Here is a 19,706-nt window from a genome sequence, read left to right on the forward strand (position 1 = left end):
CGGTGCGTCACGTGCCTGTCCGTCCGCTACCGTCGCGGCATGCGCATCCTCTCCGTCAACGTCGGGCTGTCGTCCGATGCGGAATGGGCCGGCAAGCTCGGCCGTACGGCGATCGACAAGCGGGCCGTGCCCCACCGGGTGGCGGTGCTGCGCAACGGCCTGGCCGGCGACGAGCGGGCCGACACGCCCAACCACGGCGCCCCCACCCACGCCGTCTACGCCTACGCCCGCGAAGACTACGACTGGTGGCAGGGCGAGCTCGGCCGCGACCTGCGCGACGGCCGTTTCGGGGAGAACCTGACCACCGCCGGCCTCGACGTCAACGATGCCCTGGTGGGCGAGCGGTGGCGCGTCGGCAGCGCCCTGCTGGAGGTGACCGGCCCGCGCATCCCCTGCGTGGTGTTCCGCAACTGGATGGACGAGCCGGGCTGGCTCAAGCGCTTCACCCGCGCCGCGCGGCCGGGCGCCTACCTGGCCGTGGTGGAGCTGGGCGAGCTGGGCGCGGGCGACGAGGTGGAGATCGTCTCGCGCCCGGAGACCGGCATGACCGTGGCGGACGCCTTCCGCGCCCGCCACGGCGACACCGACGCGCTGGCCCGGGTGCTCGCGGTCCCCGGCCACGACCCGGAGTGGGACGAGATGGCCGCGCGGGCCGGCCGGGCGGGCGGCTAGAGACCGTCCACCCGGCCGGGCGCCCGTCTAGCGCAGGACGGAGTACAGGGCCGAGGTGAGGGAGGCGCGGGCGTCGTCCTGGTCGATCGACCACATCATCGAGCCGCCCAGCCCCTTGAGCCGGATGTAGGCCGCCTTCTGCAGCAGCGACGCCGGGTCGTCGTAGGACCAGAACTCGTTGCCGTCGTACAGCCACATCGCGCCGGTGCGCAGGTCCCGGTAGCGCTTGCCGGGCTTGGCCGCCAGGTCCTTGTAGTCCTCGCTGCCCGGCCCCCACTTGCCGGCGGCCGGTCCGGTCGCGGGCTGCCAGAGGCCGTCGCCGCCGCCGGTCACGCCGGTCCAGCCCTGCCCGTACGCGGGCACGCCCACGACGATCTTGCGGCCGGGCGCGCCGCGCGACAGGTAGTCGCGGACGGTCTGGTCCACGCTGTACCTGACGGGGTTGGGGTCGCGGCGGTCGTTGAACAGGTTCCCGTTGTGCCCGGTCCGCGATTCCCACGTGCCGTGCAGGTCGTACCCCTGGACGGTGGCGAAGTCGAGCGACCGGAACACGCGGCGCACCTCGAACCCGGCGTCGATCTTCGCGGCGGCGGCCGGGAGGAAGGCCGTGAGCTGGGAGCTCGCCGAGAAGGCCCGGAGCTGGGCGCGCAGTTCCTCGACGAAGAGGGTGAAGTTCCGCCGGTCCTCGGGCCTGATCACGTTCCCGTCGTTGCCCGCCGAGCCCGGCCACTCCCAGTCCAGGTCGACGCCGTCGAACACGCCGGCGCCCGCGCCCGGCTCAAGGCCCGGCAGGTTGCCGCGCAGCCACAGGTCGACGCACGACCGGGCCAGCGCGGACCGCGACTCGGCGGTGAGCACCGCGTCGGAGAAGTACTTGGACCCGGTCCAGCCGCCGAGCGAGATCAGCACCTTGAGGCCGGGGTGCTTGGCCTTGAGCTTGCGCAGCTGGTTGAGGTTGCCGTTGAGCGTCTGGCCCGGCTGGTCGGCGACGCCGTCCACGCTCTGCTCGGCCGGCACCGGGCGCTGCCAGTCGGCCCAGGGGTCGGCCGAGTAGCAGGAGCCCTCGGCGTTGACGAAGCCGAAGGCGTAGTTGAGGTGGGTGAGCTTGGCGGCGGCGCCGCTGGTGTCCACGTCCTTGACGTGGTAGTTGCGCCCGTACACGCCCCACTGGATGAAGTAGGCGACCCGCTTGAATCCGGGATGGGCCTCGGCGGGCGCGGACACCGCCGTGAGCCCGAGTAAGAGCGAGAGTGCGAGGAGGATCTTCTTCACGGGCGCTCCTGGGGGGTGAACTTATAAGAAACTTTCCTATAAGTTGACGCGATCGTAGAACCGTCACCCCGTGCCGTCAACGACGCGCGCCACCTCCTCGGCGCTGGAGAACAGCCGCCACGCGCGCGCCGGGTCGCCGAACAGCGACAGCACCAGATCGGCCACCTCCTGCCTGGTCGCGGCGGCGGCGAGCAGCGTCAGGACGTGCTCCGCCGGAGGCCGCAGGAAGGCGTTCGTCCACGCGACGACCGGCTCGGCCGCCACCCACATGCGCCGGGCCGTCTCCCGCGCGAACGCCGCGTCGTACGGCCCGCCCGCCGCGACGGCGTCGGCCGCGATCCAGGCGCAGGCCGAGCCCAGGTTCGCGCCCTGCCCGGTGATCGGGTCGTTGGTGACCCAGGCGTCGCCGAGCGCCAGCGCCACGCCGCCGCCCGGCAACTCGGCCACCGCCTCGCGCACCACCGGCGTGATCGCGCCCTGCAGCAGGTCCTCCGGCCCGAGCAGCTCGAACGCGGCCGGATCGAGCTGCTCGGCCAGGCGCGGCGCGTGCTCGGGCAGCAGGGCGAGCAGCGTCTTGCAGAACTCGTCGGCGGGCACCCGGGCCAGCACGTCGAGCGGCCCGCCGGGGATCGCCTCGACCAGGACGCCGCCCCGCACGCCCGACCGCGTCATCATCGCCATGCACAGGATCTCGCCGCAGTCGGGCGAGATGTTGAAGCCGAAGGCCGGCCCCGGATCGAACCCGTGGAACAGCCCGGCGGCCAGGATCCGCTGCGGCGCCTCGTACGGAGACCACGCCGGAACGCGCGGGAACAGCTCGCGCACCGAGCGCCGCCCGGTGGCCACCACCATCAGCTCGTGCCCTCGGGACCAGCGGGCGACCTGGCCGGCGTCCGGCGGGAGGGGATCGACGACCAGGTGGCCGCCCCTGCTCGTGTAGTCGTCCATGAGCGCAGGCAGCAGCACCCGGAAGTCGACCCCGTGGAACGGCTCCGTCACGCGGCCGGTGAACTCCAGCGGCGGATCGCCCTTGATCGAGAGGCTGCCGCTGACCAGCAGGCAGCCCGGGTCGAGGAAGTGCAGGCTGCCCAGCTCCCGCTCGCGGTCCTGCGCGCGGCCCATCCTGCCGACCGTGTTCGGCAGCCGCCCACGGCCCAGGTCGGCCGCGTCGCCCTCGCTGTAGAGCGTGGTCGCGACGCCGAGCTGCTGGAGTCGCAGGGCCAGCGTCAGCCCGGAGATCCCCGCGCCCACGATTCCGACGCCCGTCATGTGCCGCCTCCTTCGATGGCTCGGAGCACACCCGTGAGCAGGCACACTGGATGACGTGCCATCCACCCTGCCCGACGGCGATCCGGCGCCCGCCTCCGGCGAGCTGCCCGACAGCGCGCTGCGCGGGCTCGGCGAGCGCCCGTTCGGCTTCTACGTGCACGTGCCCTTCTGCGTCACCCGCTGCGGCTACTGCGATTTCAACACCTACACCGCCGCCGAGCTAGGGCCCGGCGCCTCCCATCGCGACTACGCCGACACGGTCGTGGCGGAGGTGCGCCTGGCCCGGCGCGTGCTCGGCGACGCCGACCTGCCCGTGGAGACGGTGTTCTTCGGCGGCGGGACGCCCACGCTGCTGCCTCCCGAGGACCTGGCGCGCGTCCTGGCCGCCATCGACGCCGAGTTCGGGCTGCGGCCGGGGGCGGAGGTCACCACCGAGGCCAACCCCGAGTCCGTCGACCCCGCCTACCTCGACAAACTCCGCCAGGGCGGCTTCAACCGGGTCAGCTTCGGCATGCAGAGCGCGCGTGAGCACGTGCTGCAGGTGCTCGACCGCAGGCACACGCCGGGCCGTCCGGCACGGGCCGTCAAGGAGGCGCGGGCGGCCGGGTTCGAGCACGTCAACCTCGACCTGATCTACAGCACGCCGGGGGAGTCCGACGACGACTGGCGGGCCTCGCTGGCCGCCGCGATCGAGGCCGGGCCCGACCACGTGTCGGCGTACTCGCTGATCGTGGAGGAGGGCACCAGGCTCGCGGCCCGGATCCGGCGCGGCGAGCTGCCGATGCCCGACGACGACGTCGCCGCCGACCGCTACCTGATCGCCGAGAAGATGCTGACCGAGGCCGGTTTCGGCTGGTACGAGGTGTCCAACTGGGCGACCTCCGAGCAGGCCCGCTGCCGGCACAACCTGCTCTACTGGACCGGCGGCGACTGGTGGGCCGCCGGCCCCGGCGCCCACAGTCACGTCGGCGGCACCCGCTGGTGGAACGTCAAGCACCCGGCCGCCTACGCCCAGCGCCTGGCGGCGGGCACCTCGCCCGCGCACGCGCGCGAGGTGCTCACCGACGACGACCGGGCCGCCGAGCGGCTGATGCTGGAGCTGCGGCTGGTCTCCGGCTACCCGCTCGCCGAGGTCGCCCCCGGCGCGCGCACGTCCGTGGCCAGCGCGCTGGCGCGCGGGCTGCTGGAGCCCGAGCCGTTCAGGGCGGGCCGGATGGTGCTCACCCTCAAGGGGCGGCTGCTGGCCGACGCCCTGATCACCGAGCTCATGTGATCAGGCGGATGGCGAACGGATAGCGGTAGTTCTCGCCCCGGTTGGTGGCGATGGCCGCCTGCACGTGGAAGATCAGCGACACGATCCACACGATCGGGAACAGCAGCAGGCCGACCAGCACGATCGTCAGCACGGTCGCCACCAGGTAGCCGATGAACATGGTGATCTGGAAGTTCAGGGCCTCGGCGGCCTGGTCCCTGACGTAGGGGGACTCGTCCTTCTTCATCAGGTAGATGATCAGCGGGCCGATCCAGGAGACCAGCAGGCCCAGCAGGTGGGAGAGCATGGCCATCGTGGTGTCGTCGCTGCCGCGGCGCGGGCCGAACCGGCCGGGCACGTACGGCCCGGCGGGGTAGCCGTAGCCCGGCTGCTGCCCGTAGCCCGGGGCCTGGCCATGGCCGGGGGGCTGGCCGTAGCCCGGCGGCGGGGGCACGTAACGGGGCGGCGAGGGCATGGGACCGGGCTGCGGACCGGGGCCGCTTGGCGGCTGCCGCCCGTAGTCGGGCTGGGAGCCCGGCTGCTGGCCGTAGCCGAGCTGTGGGCCCGAGCCCTGGTCGCGGGGTACGTCGGAAGGCGGGACGTAAGGGGTGGAGTCGTCGGCGGGCGGCGGCGGGTCCTGGCTCATGATGCCTCCGTAACGAAGTCGATCAGTTCCTCGACCCGGCCGAGCAGCTCCGGCTCCAGGTCGGTGTAGGACGAGACGGCGCCCAGAATGCGCCGCCAGGCGTCCGCTGGCTCCATGCGCCAGCCCAGTGCGGCGAGCACGCCCTCCTTCCACGGCACCCCGCGCGGCACGTCGGGCCACCCCGGGATGCGCAGCACGGACGGTTTGACCGCCTGCCAGATGTCGATGTACGGATGACCCACGACGAGCACGTGCGGCGAGGTGATCCGGGCCGCGATCCGGCTCTCCTTCGACCCCGGCACCAGGTGGTCGACCAGCACGCCCAGCCTGCGGCCCGGCTCGGGGGCGAACTCGGCCACGATGGCGGGCAGGTCGTCGACGCCCTCCAGGTACTCGACCACGACCCCCTCGACGCGCAGGTCGTGGCCCCAGATCTTCTCCACGAGCGCGGCGTCGTGCACGCCCTCGACGTAGATCCGGCTCTCCTTGGCGACCCGGGCCCGCAGCCCCTCCACGGCGATGGACCCGGACGCGCTGCGCCTGGGCCCCGCCGGGGCCGCGGCCGCCGGGCGCACCAGCGTCACGGCCCTGCCCTCCAGCAGGAACGCGGCCGGCGCCAGCGGGAACAGGCGGCGTTTGCCGAACCGGTCCTCAAGGGTGACGGCCTCCTTGTCACAGGCCACCACGGCGCCGCAGAAGCCGCTGTCGGCGTCCTCCACGACCAGGTCGAGTTCGGCGGGCACCTTCGGGATCTTGCCCTTGCCCGGCCGCCGCCAATTGCCCGCCAGCACATCACCCTCGTACACACGGGGACCGTAGCAAATCACCCGCTGACCGCAAGGCGCTTACGCGCGCCGCTGCGCCGTACGAGGATGACGACGGTGCCGATGATGCCGATGAGCAGGCCGGCGCCGGGGAACAGGAACAGGGCCGCGACCCCGCCGAACATGCCGCCCGCCGCGGAGAGCAGGTCACGGCCTACGCCGAAGCGGGCCGACGACTCCTCCTGCGTGGCGCAGGTCAGCTGGTAGTCGCCCTTGGCGGGGGCGTTGACGGCGAGGATCTGCTGCCAGGTGGTCCCGCCGGCGCTGAGCGTCTGGGTGCCGGAGACCTTGACCAGCCTGGCCTGGGCCGGGCCGCCGGAGATCTCGCACTGGTAGTTGACCCGCGTGTCGGTGGCGATGTAGACGGCCGGGCGCTTGGCGGGGTCGATCGCGACCTTCACGCTTTCGCCCGCCGCGAACGTGGTCGTCGGGGCCGTGTCCGTGACGCTGCTCAGCACGCCGCCGGCGAACACGACCACGCCCACGACGCCCAGCACGACGGCGACGGCCCACACGACGGCGATCCACCACAGGCGCGGCTTGATCGCCTTGCCGTCGATCCTGGCCGGGAACTGCGGCTGCCGGCCGTACTGGTTGTGGGCGCCGTACTGGTCGGGCTGGGCGTACTGGTCGGGCTGGGCGTACTGGTCGGGCTGGGCGTACTGGTCGGGCTGGGCGTACTGGTTCTGCTGGCCGTACCCGGGCGGGGGGCCGTACTGGGCGGGCGGCTGTTGTTGCTGGTAGGGCGGCTGGCCGTACTGCTGGGGCTGGTACGGCTGCTGACCGTACTGGTTCGGCTGACCGTAGTAGGGACCCTGCCCCTGGGGCGGTCCGTACTGCGGGGGCTGGGAATTGTCGGTCATGCGGCAAGTGTGAGGCCTGTCGCTTGTAAGTCGCTAGCAACAGGATGGGACCTGGTGTTATCGCACCTTGTGGGCGAGAGCCGTACACTTGGCACTCGGGAACACGGAGTGCTAGACCTGTCGTTTCCCTGTTAGGCAGAGGCAGGAGGTGAGCACGTGCTCGACGATCGGAAGCTTGCGGTGCTCCGCGCCATTGTCGAAGACTACGTGTCCACCAACGAACCGGTGGGCTCCAAGGCGCTGGCGGAGCGCCACAACCTCAAGGTCTCCCCGGCAACGGTCAGGAACGACATGGCCGCTCTGGAGGAGGAGGGCTACATCACCCAGCCGCACACCAGCGCGGGCCGCGTGCCGACGGACAAGGGCTACCGCCTGTTCGTCGACCGGCTCTCGCAGGTCAAGCCCCTGTCGGGGGCCGAGCGGCGGGCGATCGAGACCTTCCTCGCCGGCGCGGTCGACCTCGACGACGTGGTCTTCCGCACCGTGCGGCTGCTCGCGCAGCTCACCAGGCAGGTCGCGGTCGTGCAGTACCCGACGCTGACCCGTTCCACGGTCAGGCACGTCGAGCTGGTCCCGCTCAACGACCGGCGGGTCATGCTCGTGCTGATCACCAACACCGGGCGCGTCGAGCAGCGCGTGATCGAGCTGCCCGAGGTGGTGGAGGACGACCGCATCGCCCATCTGCGCGCGGTGCTCAACTCCTGCCTCGACGGCTGCGGGCTGGGCAACGTCCCCGAGCTGGTCGCCGACCTGCCCGAGCGGCTGCCCGCCGAGGATCGGCCCGCCGTGGCCACGATCCTGTCGGTGCTGCTCGAAACCCTCGTCGAACGCCATGACGAGAAGATCGTGTTCGCCGGCGCGGCCAATCTCGCGGGCGCCGACTTCGCCACCGGCCTGCGCGACGTGCTGGAGGCGCTGGAGGAGCAGGTCGTGCTCATGCGGTTGCTCGGCGAGACTTCCACAGACACCCCGTCCGCGCTCACCGTGCGCATCGGCTCGGAAAACCCCTACCTTCGCGGCACGTCCATCGTCGCAACCGGATACGGTTCTGGCGACAACCAACTGGCCCGGCTCGGCGTGCTGGGTCCCACGAGGATGGACTACCCCGTGACGATGGGCGCCGTACGCGCGGTGGCACGCTACGTCAGCCAGATCCTGGCTGCATCTTAAGAGGTCGATAAGTGGCAAACAGCGACTACTACGCCACCCTCGGGGTGCGCCGTGACGCCAGTCAGGACGAGATCAAGAAGGCCTACCGCCGCCTCGCCCGCGAGCTGCACCCCGACGTGAACCCCGATCCTGAGACCCAGGAGCGGTTCAAGGAGATCACGCAGGCCTACGAGGTGCTGTCCGACCCGAACAAGCGCCAGATGTACGACCTGGGCGGCGACCCCTTCGGCGGCGGCGCGGGTGCGGGCGCGGGCGCCGGTGGCTTCGGCGCGGGTTTCCCCTTCAGCGACATCATGGACGCCTTCTTCGGCACCGCGGGCGGCACCCGCGGGCCGCGCTCGCGCGCCAGGAGGGGCCGCAACGCCACCATCAGGGTCGAGCTCGACCTGCGCGAGACGGCGTTCGGCACCACCCGCGAGCTGGTCGTGGACACCGCCGTGCTGTGCGAGGTGTGCCACGGCGCCGGCGCGGCCCCCGGCACCCACCCCGACACCTGTGACATGTGCAGCGGGCGCGGCGAGATCTCCCAGGTCACCCGCTCGTTCCTGGGCCAGGTCATGACCTCGCGGCCGTGCCCCCAGTGCGGCGGCTTCGGCAGCATCATCCGCCACCCCTGCCAGGAGTGCTCGGGCGACGGCCGGGTGCGCACCCGCCGTACGATCAAGGTCCGCATCCCCGCGGGCGTCGAGGACGGCACCCACATCCAGCTCGCCGGCGAGGGCGAGGTCGGCCCCGGCGGCGGCCCGCCCGGAGACCTCTTCCTGGAGATCGTCGAGCGCGCGCACGAGATCTTCGAGCGGCGCGGCGACGACCTCCACTGCACGGTCCAGATCCCGATGACGGCCGCCGCGCTCGGCACGATCCTCGCCGTCGAGACGCTCGACGGCTCCGAGGAGATCGACGTGCGCCCCGGCACCCAGTCCGGCCAGGTCATCACCATGTACGGGCGCGGCGTGCAGCGGCTCAACGAGTCCGGCAGGGGCGACCTGCTCATCCACGTCAACGTCGAGACACCGATGCGGCTCGACCAGACGCAGGAGGACCTGCTGCGCGAGCTGTCGAGGTTGCGTGGAGAGGAGCGGCCGCCGGGCAAGTTCGCCCCGGGCCAGCAGGGTTTTTTCTCCCGCCTGCGTGACGCCTTCAACGGCAGGTGACGATCACCCGTGACCGTCCCCGTGTTCCTCGCCGAGGACCTCGACGGCGCCGAGCTGACGCTCGACGGGCCTGAGGGGCGGCACGCGGCCTCCGTGCGGCGCCTGCGCGCCGGCGAGCGGGTCGACCTGACCAACGGCGCGGGCGACGTCGCCGAGTGCGTGGTGCGCGAGGTGTTCAAGGAGGGCCTCGCGCTCGACGTGCTCGCCCGCTACACCGTCGAGCCGCCCGCGCGGCGGCTGGTGGTCGTCCAGGGGCTGCCCAAGGGCGACAGGGGCGAGCTGGCCGTCGAGATGATGACCGAGGTGGGGGTCGACGTGATCGTCCCCTGGGCCGCCTCGCGCAGCATCACGCAGTGGAAGGGCGACAAGATCGCCAAGGCGCTGGGCCGGTGGCGTTCCACGGCCCGCGAGGCCGGCAAGCAGGCGCGCCGGTTCCACCTGCCCGAGGTGGCCGAGCTCGCCTCCACCGCCCAGGTCGAGGGGCTGCTGGCCGGCGCGGCGCTGGGGCTCGTGCTGCACGAGGAGGCCGCCGAGCCGCTGTCGAAGGTGGCGCTGCCGCCCGGCGGCGACATCGTCGTCGTCGTGGGGCCCGAGGGGGGCGTGTCGGAGGAGGAGCTGCGCAGGTTCGCCGCGGCCGAGGCGGTGCCCGTGCTGCTCGGGCCCACCGTGCTGCGCACCTCCACGGCGGGGGTGGCGGCGGCGGCCGTGCTGCTCGCGCGTACCGGGCGCTGGTAGGCCCGGCTCAGGGCGCTCTCACGGCGTCGTGTGCGGCACGTCCACCAGCGGGCTGCTCAGGTCGCTCGGGCCGGTGGGCATGTCGTCCGGCGGGCACTCCTCGGAGGGGCACGACGTCGGCGCGTCGGTCGTCTCCGTCGGGGTCGGCGTGGGGGTCGGCGTGATCTCCGGGCACTCCTGGTCGCCGGCGGGCTCGCCGCTCGGGCAGGGCGTCGAGGACGGCGTCGGCGACGGCGTGGGCTGCCTGGTCGACCTGGCCGTCTCCGCGGGCCGGTGGGTCTCGCTGTGGCTCGGCGGCACGACCACCACGGGCGGCGGCTCGGCGCTGTGACTGTCGGGCCTGGGCGGCGTGGACAGCCTGGTCGAGGAGTTGCCGGGGGTGGTGGTCGAGTTGTCCACCACCTTGACGGGCGTCTCGAAGATCTGGGAGCGCAGCCCGGGAACGACCATCACGATCGTCCCCGCCACCAGCACGGCGCTGACCGCCGCCGCGCCCGCACGCCACCAGAACAGGTTACGGACGCCGCGCCGCTCGATGCGGGCGCGGATGATCTGCAGTCCCTCCGGCGAGGGCACGACCGCGTCCGCCTCCGCGCGGAGCGCACGGCGCAGGACGTCGCCGTACTCGTCGGGGGGCTGGGTCATGACATCTTCTCCAGGACGGACCGCAACGCGGCCATTCCACGGGCGGTGTGGCTCTTGACCGCGCCCTTGCTGATGCCCATGGCGTGGGCGATCTCAGCTTCGGACAGATCTCCGTAATAACGCAGAACCAGTGCTTCTCTCTGTCGGGTCGGCAGGGCGCGTAACGCCTCGATGACGGCGGAGCGTTCCAGCTCGCCGATCGCGCCGTTCTCGGCGCTCGGGGCGTCCGGCAGGCCCTTGGGGGCGTACTTCTCGACGACCGCGCGGTGACGCAGCACGGAACGGGACCGGTTGACGACAGACTGACGTAGGTAAGCGAGTGCCTTGTCGGGATCACGCAGTCTGCGCCAGGCGCCGTGAATGGCGACGAACGCGTCCTGCACGACTTCCTCGGCGGTTGCCATGTCACGCACCAGCAACACCGCGAGACGCACCAATGACCGGAAGTGCGCGCTGTAGAGCGCGGTCACGGCCATGTCGGCATCCCACCCGACCGGCACCGCCCCCATCGACCTGTCGGCCAGAAGGGTTTCGGTGGTCACATCAGTGGGACGCGCGGCCTTCCCAGAGGGTTTACTCTCTTCCGGTTCTGAAGGTTTCCCCGGTTCCTTAGGGTGCATTACCCAGTCGTGTTCCTCGCCAGGTGGCGCTCGCCCGACCCTGAATCATCTTTTTTGCTCTGAAGTGTCGCACACTCACCCTAACCGCGCGGATCTTCGGGCGCACGACACCACGGATTACCGATTCGCAACGGCCAGCCGAACGGTCGCTCTCGATAGGGTACTGCCGTGAGCGACTGCCTCTTCTGCAAAATCGTGGCCAAGGAAATTCCGGCCGACGTCGTCTACGAGAACGCCAGGGCGCTGGCGTTCCGCGACATCAATCCGCAGGCCCCGACCCACGTGCTGGTCATCCCGCGCGCGCACTACCCCGACGCGGCGTCACTGGCCGCCGCCGACGACGGGCTCGCCGACGACGTGCTCAAGGCCGCGCACGCCGTCGCCGTCCAGGACGGCGTGGCCGAGGGGGGCTACCGGGTCGTCTTCAACACCGGCCCCGGCGCCGGCCAGACCGTCTTCCACGTGCACGCCCATGTTCTCGGAGGGCGTGACCTCACGTGGCCGCCCGGCTGATATTGACGCGAGCAATCAGCCTGGTGCCGGATACGATGGGCGGAGAAGAACACCGAACAGACCGGGAGGCATCAGGCCGCTGGCCTGCCCATGTCCGAACTACATGAATCCCGACGCACGGCACCTCCCTCGCGCACTCAAGCCAAGGTGCTGATTCCGGACGAATACCCGATGGTCAGCCTCCTCGGCTCCCGTGACGAGCTGCTTCGCGTCATCGAGGGCGCCTTCAGGGCCGACATCCACGTGCGGGGCAACGAGATCACCGTCACCGGCAGCCCCGACGAGAGCGGCGCGGTCGTGCGCCTGTTCGAGGAGCTGGTCGAGGTGCTGCGCAGCGGGGGCGAGCTCACGCCCGACGCGGTCGAGCGGAGCATCGCCATGCTGCGCATGACCTCCGACCGTCCGGCCGAGGTGCTCTCGCTCGACATCCTGTCCTCCCGCGGCCGCACGATCAGGCCGAAGACCGTCAACCAGAAGCGGTACGTCGACGCGATCGACCAGCACACGATCGTGTTCGGCATCGGGCCCGCGGGCACCGGCAAGACGTACCTGGCGATGGCCAAGGCCGTGCGCGCGCTGCAGGAGAAGCGGGTCAACCGCATCATCCTGACCAGGCCGGCGGTCGAGGCGGGCGAGCGGCTCGGCTTCCTGCCCGGCACCCTCTACGAGAAGATCGACCCCTACCTGCGGCCGCTCTACGACGCGCTGCACGACATGGTCGACCCCGACTCGATCCCGAAGCTGATGGCCGCGGGCACGATCGAGGTCGCGCCGCTGGCCTACATGCGCGGCCGTACCCTCAACGACGCCTTCATCATCCTCGACGAGGCCCAGAACTCCTCGGCCGAGCAGATGAAGATGTTCCTGACCCGGCTGGGGTTCAACTCCAAGATCGTGGTCACCGGCGACGTGACCCAGGTCGACCTGCCCTCGGGCACGGTGAGCGGGCTGCGGGTCGTCCAGGACATCCTGGAGGGCATCCCCGACATCCACTTCGCCCGCCTGTCCAGCGCCGACGTCGTGCGCCACAAGCTGGTGAGCGACATCGTCGACGCCTACGGGCGCTACGACGCCACCCAGGCCGCCCAGGAGCCCAAGGCCATCCACCGGGGGAAACGACGCCCGTGAGCATCGAGATCAACAACGAGTCCGGCGTCGGCGTCGACGAGGAGAACCTCGTCGCGCTGGCCACCCACGTGCTCGGCGAGATGGGCATCAACCCGCTCGCCGAGCTGTCCATCGTGGTGGTCGACGAAGACGCCATGTCCGAGCTGCACGAGAAGTGGATGGGCGAGCCCGGCCCGACCGACGTGCTGGCCTTCCCGATGGACGAGCTGCGTCCCGGCGGCGGCGCGCGCGGCGACGGCGAGAGCCCGGCCGACCCGGCGCTGCTCGGCGACGTGGTGCTCTGCCCGCAGGTCGCGGCCAGGCAGGCCAAGGAGGCCGGGCACAGCGCCCAGGCCGAGCTTGAGCTGCTGTGCACCCACGGCATCCTGCACCTGCTCGGCTACGACCACGCCGAGCCCGAGGAGCACAAGGAGATGTTCGGGCTGCAGGCCCAGATGCTCGAGTCCTGGCAGGAGGTGCGCGACTCGCGGTGAACGCCTGGTTGCTGTGGGCCATCGCCCTTGTGATCATCGGTGGCCTGATCGCCAGTGCGGAAACGGCACTGACGCGCATCTCCAGGGTGCGCGCGGAGGAGTTCGCGCGCGAGGGCCGGCGCGGGGCCGAACGGCTCCAGGCCATCGTCACCGACCCGCCCCGCTACCTCAACCTGCTCCTGCTGCTGCGCCTGAGCTGCGAGCTGGTCGCCACGGTCATCGCCACGTTGCTGTTCATCGACCTCATGCACGACCAGGGCTGGGCCTACGTGGCCGCCGCGGCCGTCATGATCGTGGTCAGCTACGTCGTCGTCGGGGTCATGCCGCGTACGCTGGGGCGCCAGCACGCCGAGCCGGTCGCGCTGGCCGGGGCGCCCATCGTCTACGGCCTGACCCGCATCTTCGGCCCGCTGCCCAAGCTGCTCATCCTGCTCGGCAACGCCCTGACCCCCGGCAAGGGCTTCCGCGACGGCCCGTTCACCTCCGAGGCCGAGCTGCGCGACCTGGTCGACCTGGCCGAGGAGCGCCGGGTGATCGAGCCGGACGAGCGCGAGATGATCCACTCGGTCTTCGAGCTGGGTGACACGCTGGTCCGCGAGGTCATGGTGCCCCGCACCGACATGGTCTACATCGAGCGCGGCAAGACGATCAGCCAGGCGCTGTCGCTCGCGCTGCGCAGCGGCTTCTCCCGCATCCCGGTCGTGGGCGAGAACGAGGACGACGTCATCGGCATCGCCTACCTCAAGGACATCGCCCGCAAGATCCACGAGTCGGGCGAGGGCGGCGGCAAGGAGACGGTCGAGTCGATCATGCGGCCGGCCGCGTACGTGCCGGAGAGCAAGCCCATCGACCAGCTCATGCGCGAGATGCAGGCCCGGCAGATCCACATGGCGATCGTCATCGACGAGTACGGCGGCACCGCCGGCCTGGTCACCATCGAAGACGTCCTGGAGGAGATCGTCGGCGAGATCACCGACGAGTACGACCAGGAGGCCCCGCGCGTGGAGACCATGTCCGAGGGCGCGCTGCGGGTGACCGCCCGCATGCCGGTCGACGAGCTGGGCGAGCTGTTCGACACCGAGATCGAGGTCGACGACGTCGAGACCGTCGGCGGCCTGCTGGCCCACGCGCTCGGCCGGGTGCCGATCGCCGGGTCGCAGGCGGAGGTGGCGGGGCTGGAGCTGACGGCCGAGAGCCTGGCCGGGCGGCGCAACCGCATCAGCACGGTCGTCGTCCGCCGGGTCGCGCCGTCCGAGGAGGACGACGCCCAGGCCGCCGCCGAACGCGACTGACCCACTTTGCGGGCAGATGTCGCAAGCGTTCTACAAGTCGTCTGCAAGTGGGGTCCGGCAGTCTCATACCTGACACCCGGTGCGGTGGGTGTCACGAGGAAGCGTCCGAACGCCGGGTGGGGTTCGCGGCCGGAGGGCGCTCCTGGGGGGACGACGACGTTCCGGCCAGCTAGCCGGTCAGGACGTCGATCGGCGTAAAGGGTGTTCTCGTCTGGAAACCGGGCGAGGGCACCCTTTTTGCGTTTGGTGGAGACTCTGCGGAGATTGCCGCATTCGTCGCCGGGGGAGGCTGCGGTCCAGGGGGAATCATGAAAGCGCGGATCATCGTGTACGGGCTGCTGGCCGCGACCCTGGCGGGCTGCGCGGGCAGCGGCAGCGGCAGCGGCGCGGGCGTGGCGGCCGTCGTCGACGCCCAGGCCATGGCCCAGCTCCGTGAGGTGCTCAACCGGCGGCCGAGCCTGCCGGACGGCTTCGCGCAACGGCCTGAGCAGGCCTGGCGGGTGCCGTTCGGCCGGGTGGACCAGGCGTGCAGGTCCGCGCTCGACGTGGCGGCCGGGCACGCGCCCCAGGAGGGGCTCACCGGCCAGGCGGCGGTCAGCTACCAGGGGGACGGCCTGGGGGAGCGGGCGGCCGTCGGCCTGGCCCGGTACGCCGGCGACGAGGCCGAGGCGCGCTTCGACGACCTGAGCGAGGCCCTGGAGTCGTGCCGGGAGATCCGCACGGCGGGCGGCACCGCCCTGCGGGCCCGCAGGCTGGACGTCGGCGACGCCGCCCGCTCCGGGGACGAGGCCGCCGCGGCGCGGTTGCGCGGACGGCTGAACGGCTACCCGTACGCCCTCGACGTCGTGCTGTCGCGGGACGGCGACACGCTGGTGTCGGTCGTGCACGCGGGCATGAGCGACGTGAACCGGGACCGGACGAGGAAGCTGGTCGCCGCCCTGCTGTCGATGTCCACCGCCTAACCTGGTTCCCGTGACTCTCGATCCTGAAGACAGCAAGATCATCACCTTGGCGCGGGCGGTCAGGGCGCGCAACGAGGCCGCCGAGGGCGCCGCCGTGCGCGACGAGACCGGGCGCACGTACTCGGCGACCGGCGTCGCGTTGTCGTCGCTGACGCTGTCGGCGGTGCAGGTCGCGGTGGCCATGGCGGTCTCCGGCGGCGCGCGCTCGCTGGAGGCGGTCGCGCTGGTGACGGCGGGCGAGCCGGCCCCGGCGGACGAGGCGGTCGCGGCCGAGCTGGGCGTCAAGGCCCTGCTCGTGGCCGGTCCCGACGGCACGCTGAGGTCCTGACGTGGGCATGTCGCCGTTCCTGGCCCGGTTGCGCGCCAAGATCGGCAACGACCTGCTCATGCTGCCGTCGGTCAACGGCTGCGTCTTCGACCGCGCCGGGCGGGTGCTGATGGCCCGCCACGGCGACGACGGCCTGTGGGCCACGCCCGGCGGCGGCGTCGACCCCGGCGAGCGGCCCGAGGAGGCGGTGGCCAGGGAGCTGCGCGAAGAGCTGGCCATCGAGGTCGAGGTACGCGGGCTGGTCGGCGTCTACGGCGGCCCCGAGTACCGCACGGTCTACCCCAACGGCCACGAGGTGGCGTACGTCATCGCCATGTACGCCTGCACCCTCGCCTCCGGCACGCCGACCCCCGACGGCGAGGAGATCAACGACTACCGGTGGGTGACCGAGCACGAGGCCGGCGGCCTGACGACGCCGGCCTGGACACCCCTGGCGCTGCCCGACGCGTTCGCCTGGTGGCGTGAACATGGCAGCTGATAAGCGACAATGCACAATGTGACTTCGCCAGACAATCATCGCGCCGGATTCGCCTGCTTCGTGGGAAGGCCGAACGTCGGCAAGTCCACATTGATGAACGCCCTGGTCGGCGCCAAGGTGGCGATCACCTCGTCCAAGCCGCAGACGACCAGGCGGGTCATCAGGGGCATCGTGCACCGCCCCGACGCCCAGATCGTCATCGTGGACACGCCGGGCCTGCACCGGCCGCGCACCCTCCTCGGCGAGCGGCTGGACAGCCTGGTCCTGTCCACGCTCACCGAGGTCGACGTGATCGGCTTCTGCGTGCCGGCCAACGAGCCGATCGGCAAGGGCGACCGCTTCATCGCCGACAAGCTCGCGGCGGTGAAGAAGACGCCCGTGGTCGCCGTGGTGACCAAGTGCGACCTGGCGAGCCGGGAGCAGGTCGCCCAGCAGCTGCTCGCGGTGTCGCAGGTGGCCGAGTTCGCGGCGGTCGTGCCGGTGTCGGCGCGGTCGGGCGAGCAGCTCGACGTGCTGGGCGACGTGCTGATCGAGCACCTGCCCGAGTCGCCGCCGCTGTACGAGGGCGGGCAGCTCACCGACGAGCCCGAGCAGGTGATGGTGGGCGAGCTCATCAGGGAGGCGGCCCTGGAGGGCGTGCGCGACGAGCTGCCGCACTCGATCGCCGTGGTCGTCGACGAGATGATGCCCCGAGAGGGGCGCGACGACCTGCTCGACATCTACGCCCACATGTTCGTCGAGCGGCCCTCCCAGAAGGCCATCGTCATCGGGCACAAGGGCGAGCGGCTGCGCGACGTGGGCACCAAGGCCCGCAAGCAGATCGAGGCGCTGCTCGGCACGCGGGTCTACCTCGACCTGCGGATCAGCGTGGCCAAAGACTGGCAGCGCGACCCCAAGCAGCTGCGCCGCCTCGGCTTCTTCGACTGACCCCGCCGGTGACTCCGCCGGTGACCGCGTCGGGCCGGGCGGTCAGCGCGCGCGGCGCACCAGGGCCAGCACGGACAGCACGACGATCGCGACCGAGCAGGCCAGCGCGGCGAACCAGCCGAACCTGATGACCGGCTCGATCGACAGCAGCCGGCCCAGGTCGATGGAGAGCCGGTCGCCGACGCGCTGCGGGTCGGCGACGAACATCACCAGCAGCAGCGTGGCCACCGCGCCCGGCACCACCGCCAGCGCCGCCACGCGTGGCCGGCCGCCCAGCAGGCCCGTGACGCCGAGCGCCAGCGCGGCCAGCCCGGCGAGCAGCGTGTAGAGGCCCGTGCTGACGTCGATGCCGCGCACGTCGTCGGAGACGCCGCCGCCGAGCAGGTCGCTGCGGGCCTCGATGCCGGCCCAGGGCATGATCGCGGTGAGCACCAGGAGGGCGGCCGCGACGGCGACGGCCAGCGCGGCGCCGCGGCGGGCGGACGTCGTCCGGGCGGGCTTGAGGTCATCGGCCACACGATCACTGTAAGCCGGGCCACCGGCCGTCACCACCCGACGCGACGGACTCGTCACCAAGCCGGCCACCCACCGCGGCGAGCGGGGGTTGAAAAGGGGGGCGACGGGGACCGGTGGTGGCCGGTGGGGCCCGAGCGATGGCCGGCGGGGTGCGGAGCCGGCGGGGTGGCGGGGTGCGGAGCGGCGGGGGCGGGGTGCGGGGTCAGGGGGTGGACAGGAAGGCGCGGGCGTTGGCGGCGGCACGGCGGTCGCCGGTCTCGTCGAAGACCTCAAGGGCGGCCGTGGCCAGCTCGCGGGCGCGCCCGGCGGCCCCCTCGGCCCGGTTGACCCCGGCCAGGGCCAGCAGCGCGTACGCGTCCAGCAGGCGGTCGCCGAGCCGTACGGCGATGCCCCTGGCACGCTCGGCGGCCGACCTCGCGTCGGCTTTGGCGCCCTGCGCCAGCCGTACGGCGGCCAGGTCGAGCAGGGTGTCGGCCTGCCGGTGGCGGTCGCCCAGCTCCGTCAGGTGCCCGACGGCCGCCAGGAGGTGCACGGCGGCCTCCTCCAGCCGGCCCGCGCGGCGCAGCACCGCGCCGAGCACGCGCTCGGCGTCGGCGGCGTCCCGCTGGTGGTCGGCCGCCTCCAGGCAGGCCAGCAGCGCCCGCTCGGCCTCCTCCAGCCGGTCCCGCTCCAGGTGCACCCGGCCCAGGCGGCGCCGGGTGTGGTTGACGTCGCGGGTGCGGCCCTGCCGCAGGAACATGCCGAGCGCCAGCCGCAGCTTCTCGTGCGCCAGGTCCCATTCGCGCTCGGCCAGGTGCAGGTCGCCCTGGCCGAGCAGGACGAGCGCCTCGCCCCGGTCGTCGCCGGCCCGCCGCGCGGACTCCAGCGCCCGCTGCGAGACCGCCCGCCAGTCGTCGAGGAACCGGTGCCGCTCCAGGTACGGCCCCAGCAGGTGCGCCAGCCGCCAGCACGGCTCGTCGAGCCCGGCGGCGTGCAGGTCGGCCACCAGGCTCACCAGGAACGGCCGCTCGGCGTCCAGCCACTCGACCGACTCCCTGATGTCCCTGGTCGCCACGGCCGTGCCGGGGTCGCCCGACACCAGCGAGAAGCGCGAGGCCCGCACCCGGGCCAGAACGAGCTCCGACACCTCGGCCAGCACGCCCGGCAGCGGCTGCTCGCGCGCGAACAGCCGGGTCAGGTCGTGCATGCGGTAGCGGATCTGGCCGGCCGCGTCCACGCCGTGCGTCTCCAGCAGGCCGGCGTCCACCAGAGCCTCGGCGCCGCCGCCGAGCCGGTCGGTGAGCCAGTCGGCGAAGTCGGGGGCCGACAGGGCGCCGAGGCCGCGTAACGTCCGCCTGGCCGGTTCTGGCAGGCCCTCGTAGCCGATGGCGAACACGCTGCGGACCGTCTGGTCGCCCGCGTGCAGCCGGTCGAGCCGCTTGTGCTCGTCCTCAAGGAGGCCCACCAGGTAGTCCACCGTCCAGTTCGGGCGGGCCGCCAGCCTGGACGCGGCGATGCGCAGCGCGATCGGCAGGCCGCCGCAGAAGCGGGCCAGCCGGTGCAGGGCCTCGTCCGCGGGCCGTCCGGAGCCGGCCACGAGCAGGGCCAGCGCGTCCTGCCGGTCGAGCACGCCGACCGACAGCCGGGTCGCGCCGGTCAGGCCGCCCAGCGACGAGCGGCTGGTCACGACCGTCGGGCAGGACGTCAGCAGCGGGCGCACCTGGGCCTCGCCGGCGGCGTTGTCCAGCAGGACCAGCAGGCGGCGGTTGGCCGTGTAGGTGCGGAACAGGCGCTCGCGCTGCTCCAGCCCGGCCGGGATGGCCTGGGCCGGGCAGCCGAGCCAGCGCAGGAAGTCCTCCAGGACGGCCGAGGGGGCCGTGGTCTCGCGCAGGTCGGCGTACAGGATGCCGTCGGGGAAGGACTCGCGGGCCCGCCAGGCGGCGTGCACGGCCAGGGCCGACTTGCCCGCGCCGGCCTGGCCGTGCACG

General features: G+C 72.2%; 21 protein-coding genes and 1 pseudogene. 13 read left to right on the forward strand and 9 right to left on the reverse strand.

What is annotated here, in order from left to right:
- Positions 1 to 39 precede the first annotated feature (39 nt).
- A complete protein-coding gene (locus ABZ459_RS45700; RefSeq protein ID WP_357985295.1) occupies positions 40 to 672 on the forward strand; it encodes an MOSC domain-containing protein in 633 nt (210 codons plus the stop codon).
- Between the two features lie 27 nt (positions 673 to 699).
- Here the strand turns inward: ABZ459_RS45700 and ABZ459_RS45705 are convergent, their stop codons facing one another.
- On the reverse strand, positions 700 to 1,944 hold the full coding sequence (locus ABZ459_RS45705) for a glycoside hydrolase family 18 protein (RefSeq protein WP_357985298.1): 1,245 nt from the start codon (positions 1,942 to 1,944) through the stop codon (positions 700 to 702).
- Positions 1,945 to 2,007: 63 nt separating this feature from the next.
- Positions 2,008 to 3,213: a styrene monooxygenase/indole monooxygenase family protein gene (locus ABZ459_RS45710; RefSeq protein WP_357985301.1), complete on the reverse strand. Its 1,206-nt coding sequence runs from the start codon at positions 3,211 to 3,213 to the stop codon at positions 2,008 to 2,010.
- Between the two features lie 55 nt (positions 3,214 to 3,268).
- Between ABZ459_RS45710 and hemW the strand changes: the two genes are divergently transcribed.
- Positions 3,269 to 4,486 (forward strand): radical SAM family heme chaperone HemW, encoded by a 1,218-nt coding sequence (gene hemW / locus ABZ459_RS45715; protein ID WP_357985304.1) that lies wholly within the window; start codon positions 3,269 to 3,271, stop codon positions 4,484 to 4,486.
- On the opposite strand, the gene ABZ459_RS45720 is transcribed toward hemW, so the two are convergent.
- From ABZ459_RS45720 to ABZ459_RS45730, 3 genes are read right to left on the reverse strand one after another with little or no spacing between them, the layout of a single operon-like run.
- Positions 4,479 to 5,111 carry a DUF4870 domain-containing protein gene (locus ABZ459_RS45720; protein ID WP_357985307.1) on the reverse strand — a complete coding sequence of 211 codons (633 nt, stop codon included), beginning with the start codon at positions 5,109 to 5,111 and terminating at the stop codon, positions 4,479 to 4,481. The two genes, hemW and ABZ459_RS45720, sit on opposite strands and share 8 nt — an antisense overlap.
- Positions 5,108 to 5,917, reverse strand: a complete 810-nt coding sequence (locus ABZ459_RS45725; RefSeq protein ID WP_357985309.1) for a DUF3097 domain-containing protein — start codon at positions 5,915 to 5,917, stop codon at positions 5,108 to 5,110. Before ABZ459_RS45725 ends, ABZ459_RS45720 begins: the two co-directional genes overlap by 4 nt.
- Before the next feature lie 17 nt (positions 5,918 to 5,934).
- Entirely contained in the window at positions 5,935 to 6,798 is an 864-nt protein-coding gene (locus ABZ459_RS45730) for a DUF456 domain-containing protein (RefSeq protein ID WP_357985312.1), read from the reverse strand.
- Positions 6,799 to 6,954: 156 nt separating this feature from the next.
- Here ABZ459_RS45730 and hrcA point away from each other — a divergent pair, with 156 nt between their 5' ends.
- From hrcA to ABZ459_RS45745, 3 genes are read left to right on the forward strand one after another with little or no spacing between them, the layout of a single operon-like run.
- Positions 6,955 to 7,968, forward strand: a complete 1,014-nt coding sequence (gene hrcA / locus ABZ459_RS45735) for a heat-inducible transcriptional repressor HrcA (protein ID WP_357985315.1) — start codon at positions 6,955 to 6,957, stop codon at positions 7,966 to 7,968.
- Between the two features lie 11 nt (positions 7,969 to 7,979).
- On the forward strand, positions 7,980 to 9,122 hold the full coding sequence (gene dnaJ / locus ABZ459_RS45740) for a molecular chaperone DnaJ (protein ID WP_352352467.1): 1,143 nt from the start codon (positions 7,980 to 7,982) through the stop codon (positions 9,120 to 9,122).
- Positions 9,123 to 9,131: 9 nt separating this feature from the next.
- Positions 9,132 to 9,857, forward strand: a complete 726-nt coding sequence (locus ABZ459_RS45745; RefSeq protein WP_357985318.1) for a 16S rRNA (uracil(1498)-N(3))-methyltransferase — start codon at positions 9,132 to 9,134, stop codon at positions 9,855 to 9,857.
- 18 nt (positions 9,858 to 9,875) lie between these two features.
- Here ABZ459_RS45745 and ABZ459_RS45750 read toward each other — a convergent pair whose 3' ends face one another.
- Positions 9,876 to 10,502, reverse strand: a complete 627-nt coding sequence (locus ABZ459_RS45750; RefSeq protein WP_357985321.1) for a hypothetical protein — start codon at positions 10,500 to 10,502, stop codon at positions 9,876 to 9,878.
- Positions 10,499 to 11,011: a SigE family RNA polymerase sigma factor gene (locus tag ABZ459_RS45755; RefSeq protein ID WP_049573205.1), complete on the reverse strand. Its 513-nt coding sequence runs from the start codon at positions 11,009 to 11,011 to the stop codon at positions 10,499 to 10,501. The genes ABZ459_RS45750 and ABZ459_RS45755 overlap by 4 nt, the downstream gene beginning before the upstream one ends.
- A 279-nt stretch (positions 11,012 to 11,290) precedes the next feature.
- Between ABZ459_RS45755 and ABZ459_RS45760 the strand changes: the two genes are divergently transcribed.
- From ABZ459_RS45760 to era, 8 genes are all read left to right on the forward strand, one after another.
- Positions 11,291 to 11,635 carry a histidine triad nucleotide-binding protein gene (locus ABZ459_RS45760; protein WP_357985324.1) on the forward strand — a complete coding sequence of 115 codons (345 nt, stop codon included), beginning with the start codon at positions 11,291 to 11,293 and terminating at the stop codon, positions 11,633 to 11,635.
- A gap of 90 nt (positions 11,636 to 11,725) precedes the next feature.
- On the forward strand, positions 11,726 to 12,763 hold the full coding sequence (locus ABZ459_RS45765; protein ID WP_352352470.1) for a PhoH family protein: 1,038 nt from the start codon (positions 11,726 to 11,728) through the stop codon (positions 12,761 to 12,763).
- Positions 12,760 to 13,236, forward strand: coding sequence for an rRNA maturation RNase YbeY (gene ybeY / locus ABZ459_RS45770; protein ID WP_352329052.1), 477 nt, complete (start codon positions 12,760 to 12,762; stop codon positions 13,234 to 13,236). The genes ABZ459_RS45765 and ybeY overlap by 4 nt, the downstream gene beginning before the upstream one ends.
- Entirely contained in the window at positions 13,233 to 14,528 is a 1,296-nt protein-coding gene (locus ABZ459_RS45775; RefSeq protein WP_357985328.1) for a hemolysin family protein, read from the forward strand. The genes ybeY and ABZ459_RS45775 overlap by 4 nt, the downstream gene beginning before the upstream one ends.
- 308 nt (positions 14,529 to 14,836) lie before the next feature.
- A complete protein-coding gene (locus tag ABZ459_RS45780; RefSeq protein ID WP_357985331.1) occupies positions 14,837 to 15,490 on the forward strand; it encodes a hypothetical protein in 654 nt (217 codons plus the stop codon).
- A 1-nt stretch (position 15,491) separates the two neighbouring features.
- Positions 15,492 to 15,818 carry a cytidine deaminase gene (locus ABZ459_RS45785; RefSeq protein WP_357985343.1) on the forward strand — a complete coding sequence of 109 codons (327 nt, stop codon included), beginning with the start codon at positions 15,492 to 15,494 and terminating at the stop codon, positions 15,816 to 15,818.
- 7 nt (positions 15,819 to 15,825) lie between these two features.
- A complete protein-coding gene (locus ABZ459_RS45790) occupies positions 15,826 to 16,296 on the forward strand; it encodes an NUDIX domain-containing protein (protein WP_357985346.1) in 471 nt (156 codons plus the stop codon).
- Positions 16,297 to 16,305: 9 nt separating this feature from the next.
- Positions 16,306 to 17,223, forward strand: coding sequence for a GTPase Era (gene era, locus ABZ459_RS45795; RefSeq protein WP_357985334.1), 918 nt, complete (start codon positions 16,306 to 16,308; stop codon positions 17,221 to 17,223).
- A 42-nt stretch (positions 17,224 to 17,265) separates the two neighbouring features.
- On the opposite strand, the gene ABZ459_RS45800 is transcribed toward era, so the two are convergent.
- Positions 17,266 to 17,739 (reverse strand): hypothetical protein, encoded by a 474-nt coding sequence (locus ABZ459_RS45800; RefSeq protein ID WP_357985337.1) that lies wholly within the window; start codon positions 17,737 to 17,739, stop codon positions 17,266 to 17,268.
- Positions 17,740 to 17,941: 202 nt separating this feature from the next.
- A pseudogene (locus tag ABZ459_RS45805) lies at positions 17,942 to 19,706 on the reverse strand (SARP family transcriptional regulator); the annotation flags it as partial.

The organism is Nonomuraea sp. NPDC005692 (assembly GCF_040631115.1).
Classification (GTDB): Bacteria; Actinomycetota; Actinomycetes; order Streptosporangiales; family Streptosporangiaceae; genus Nonomuraea.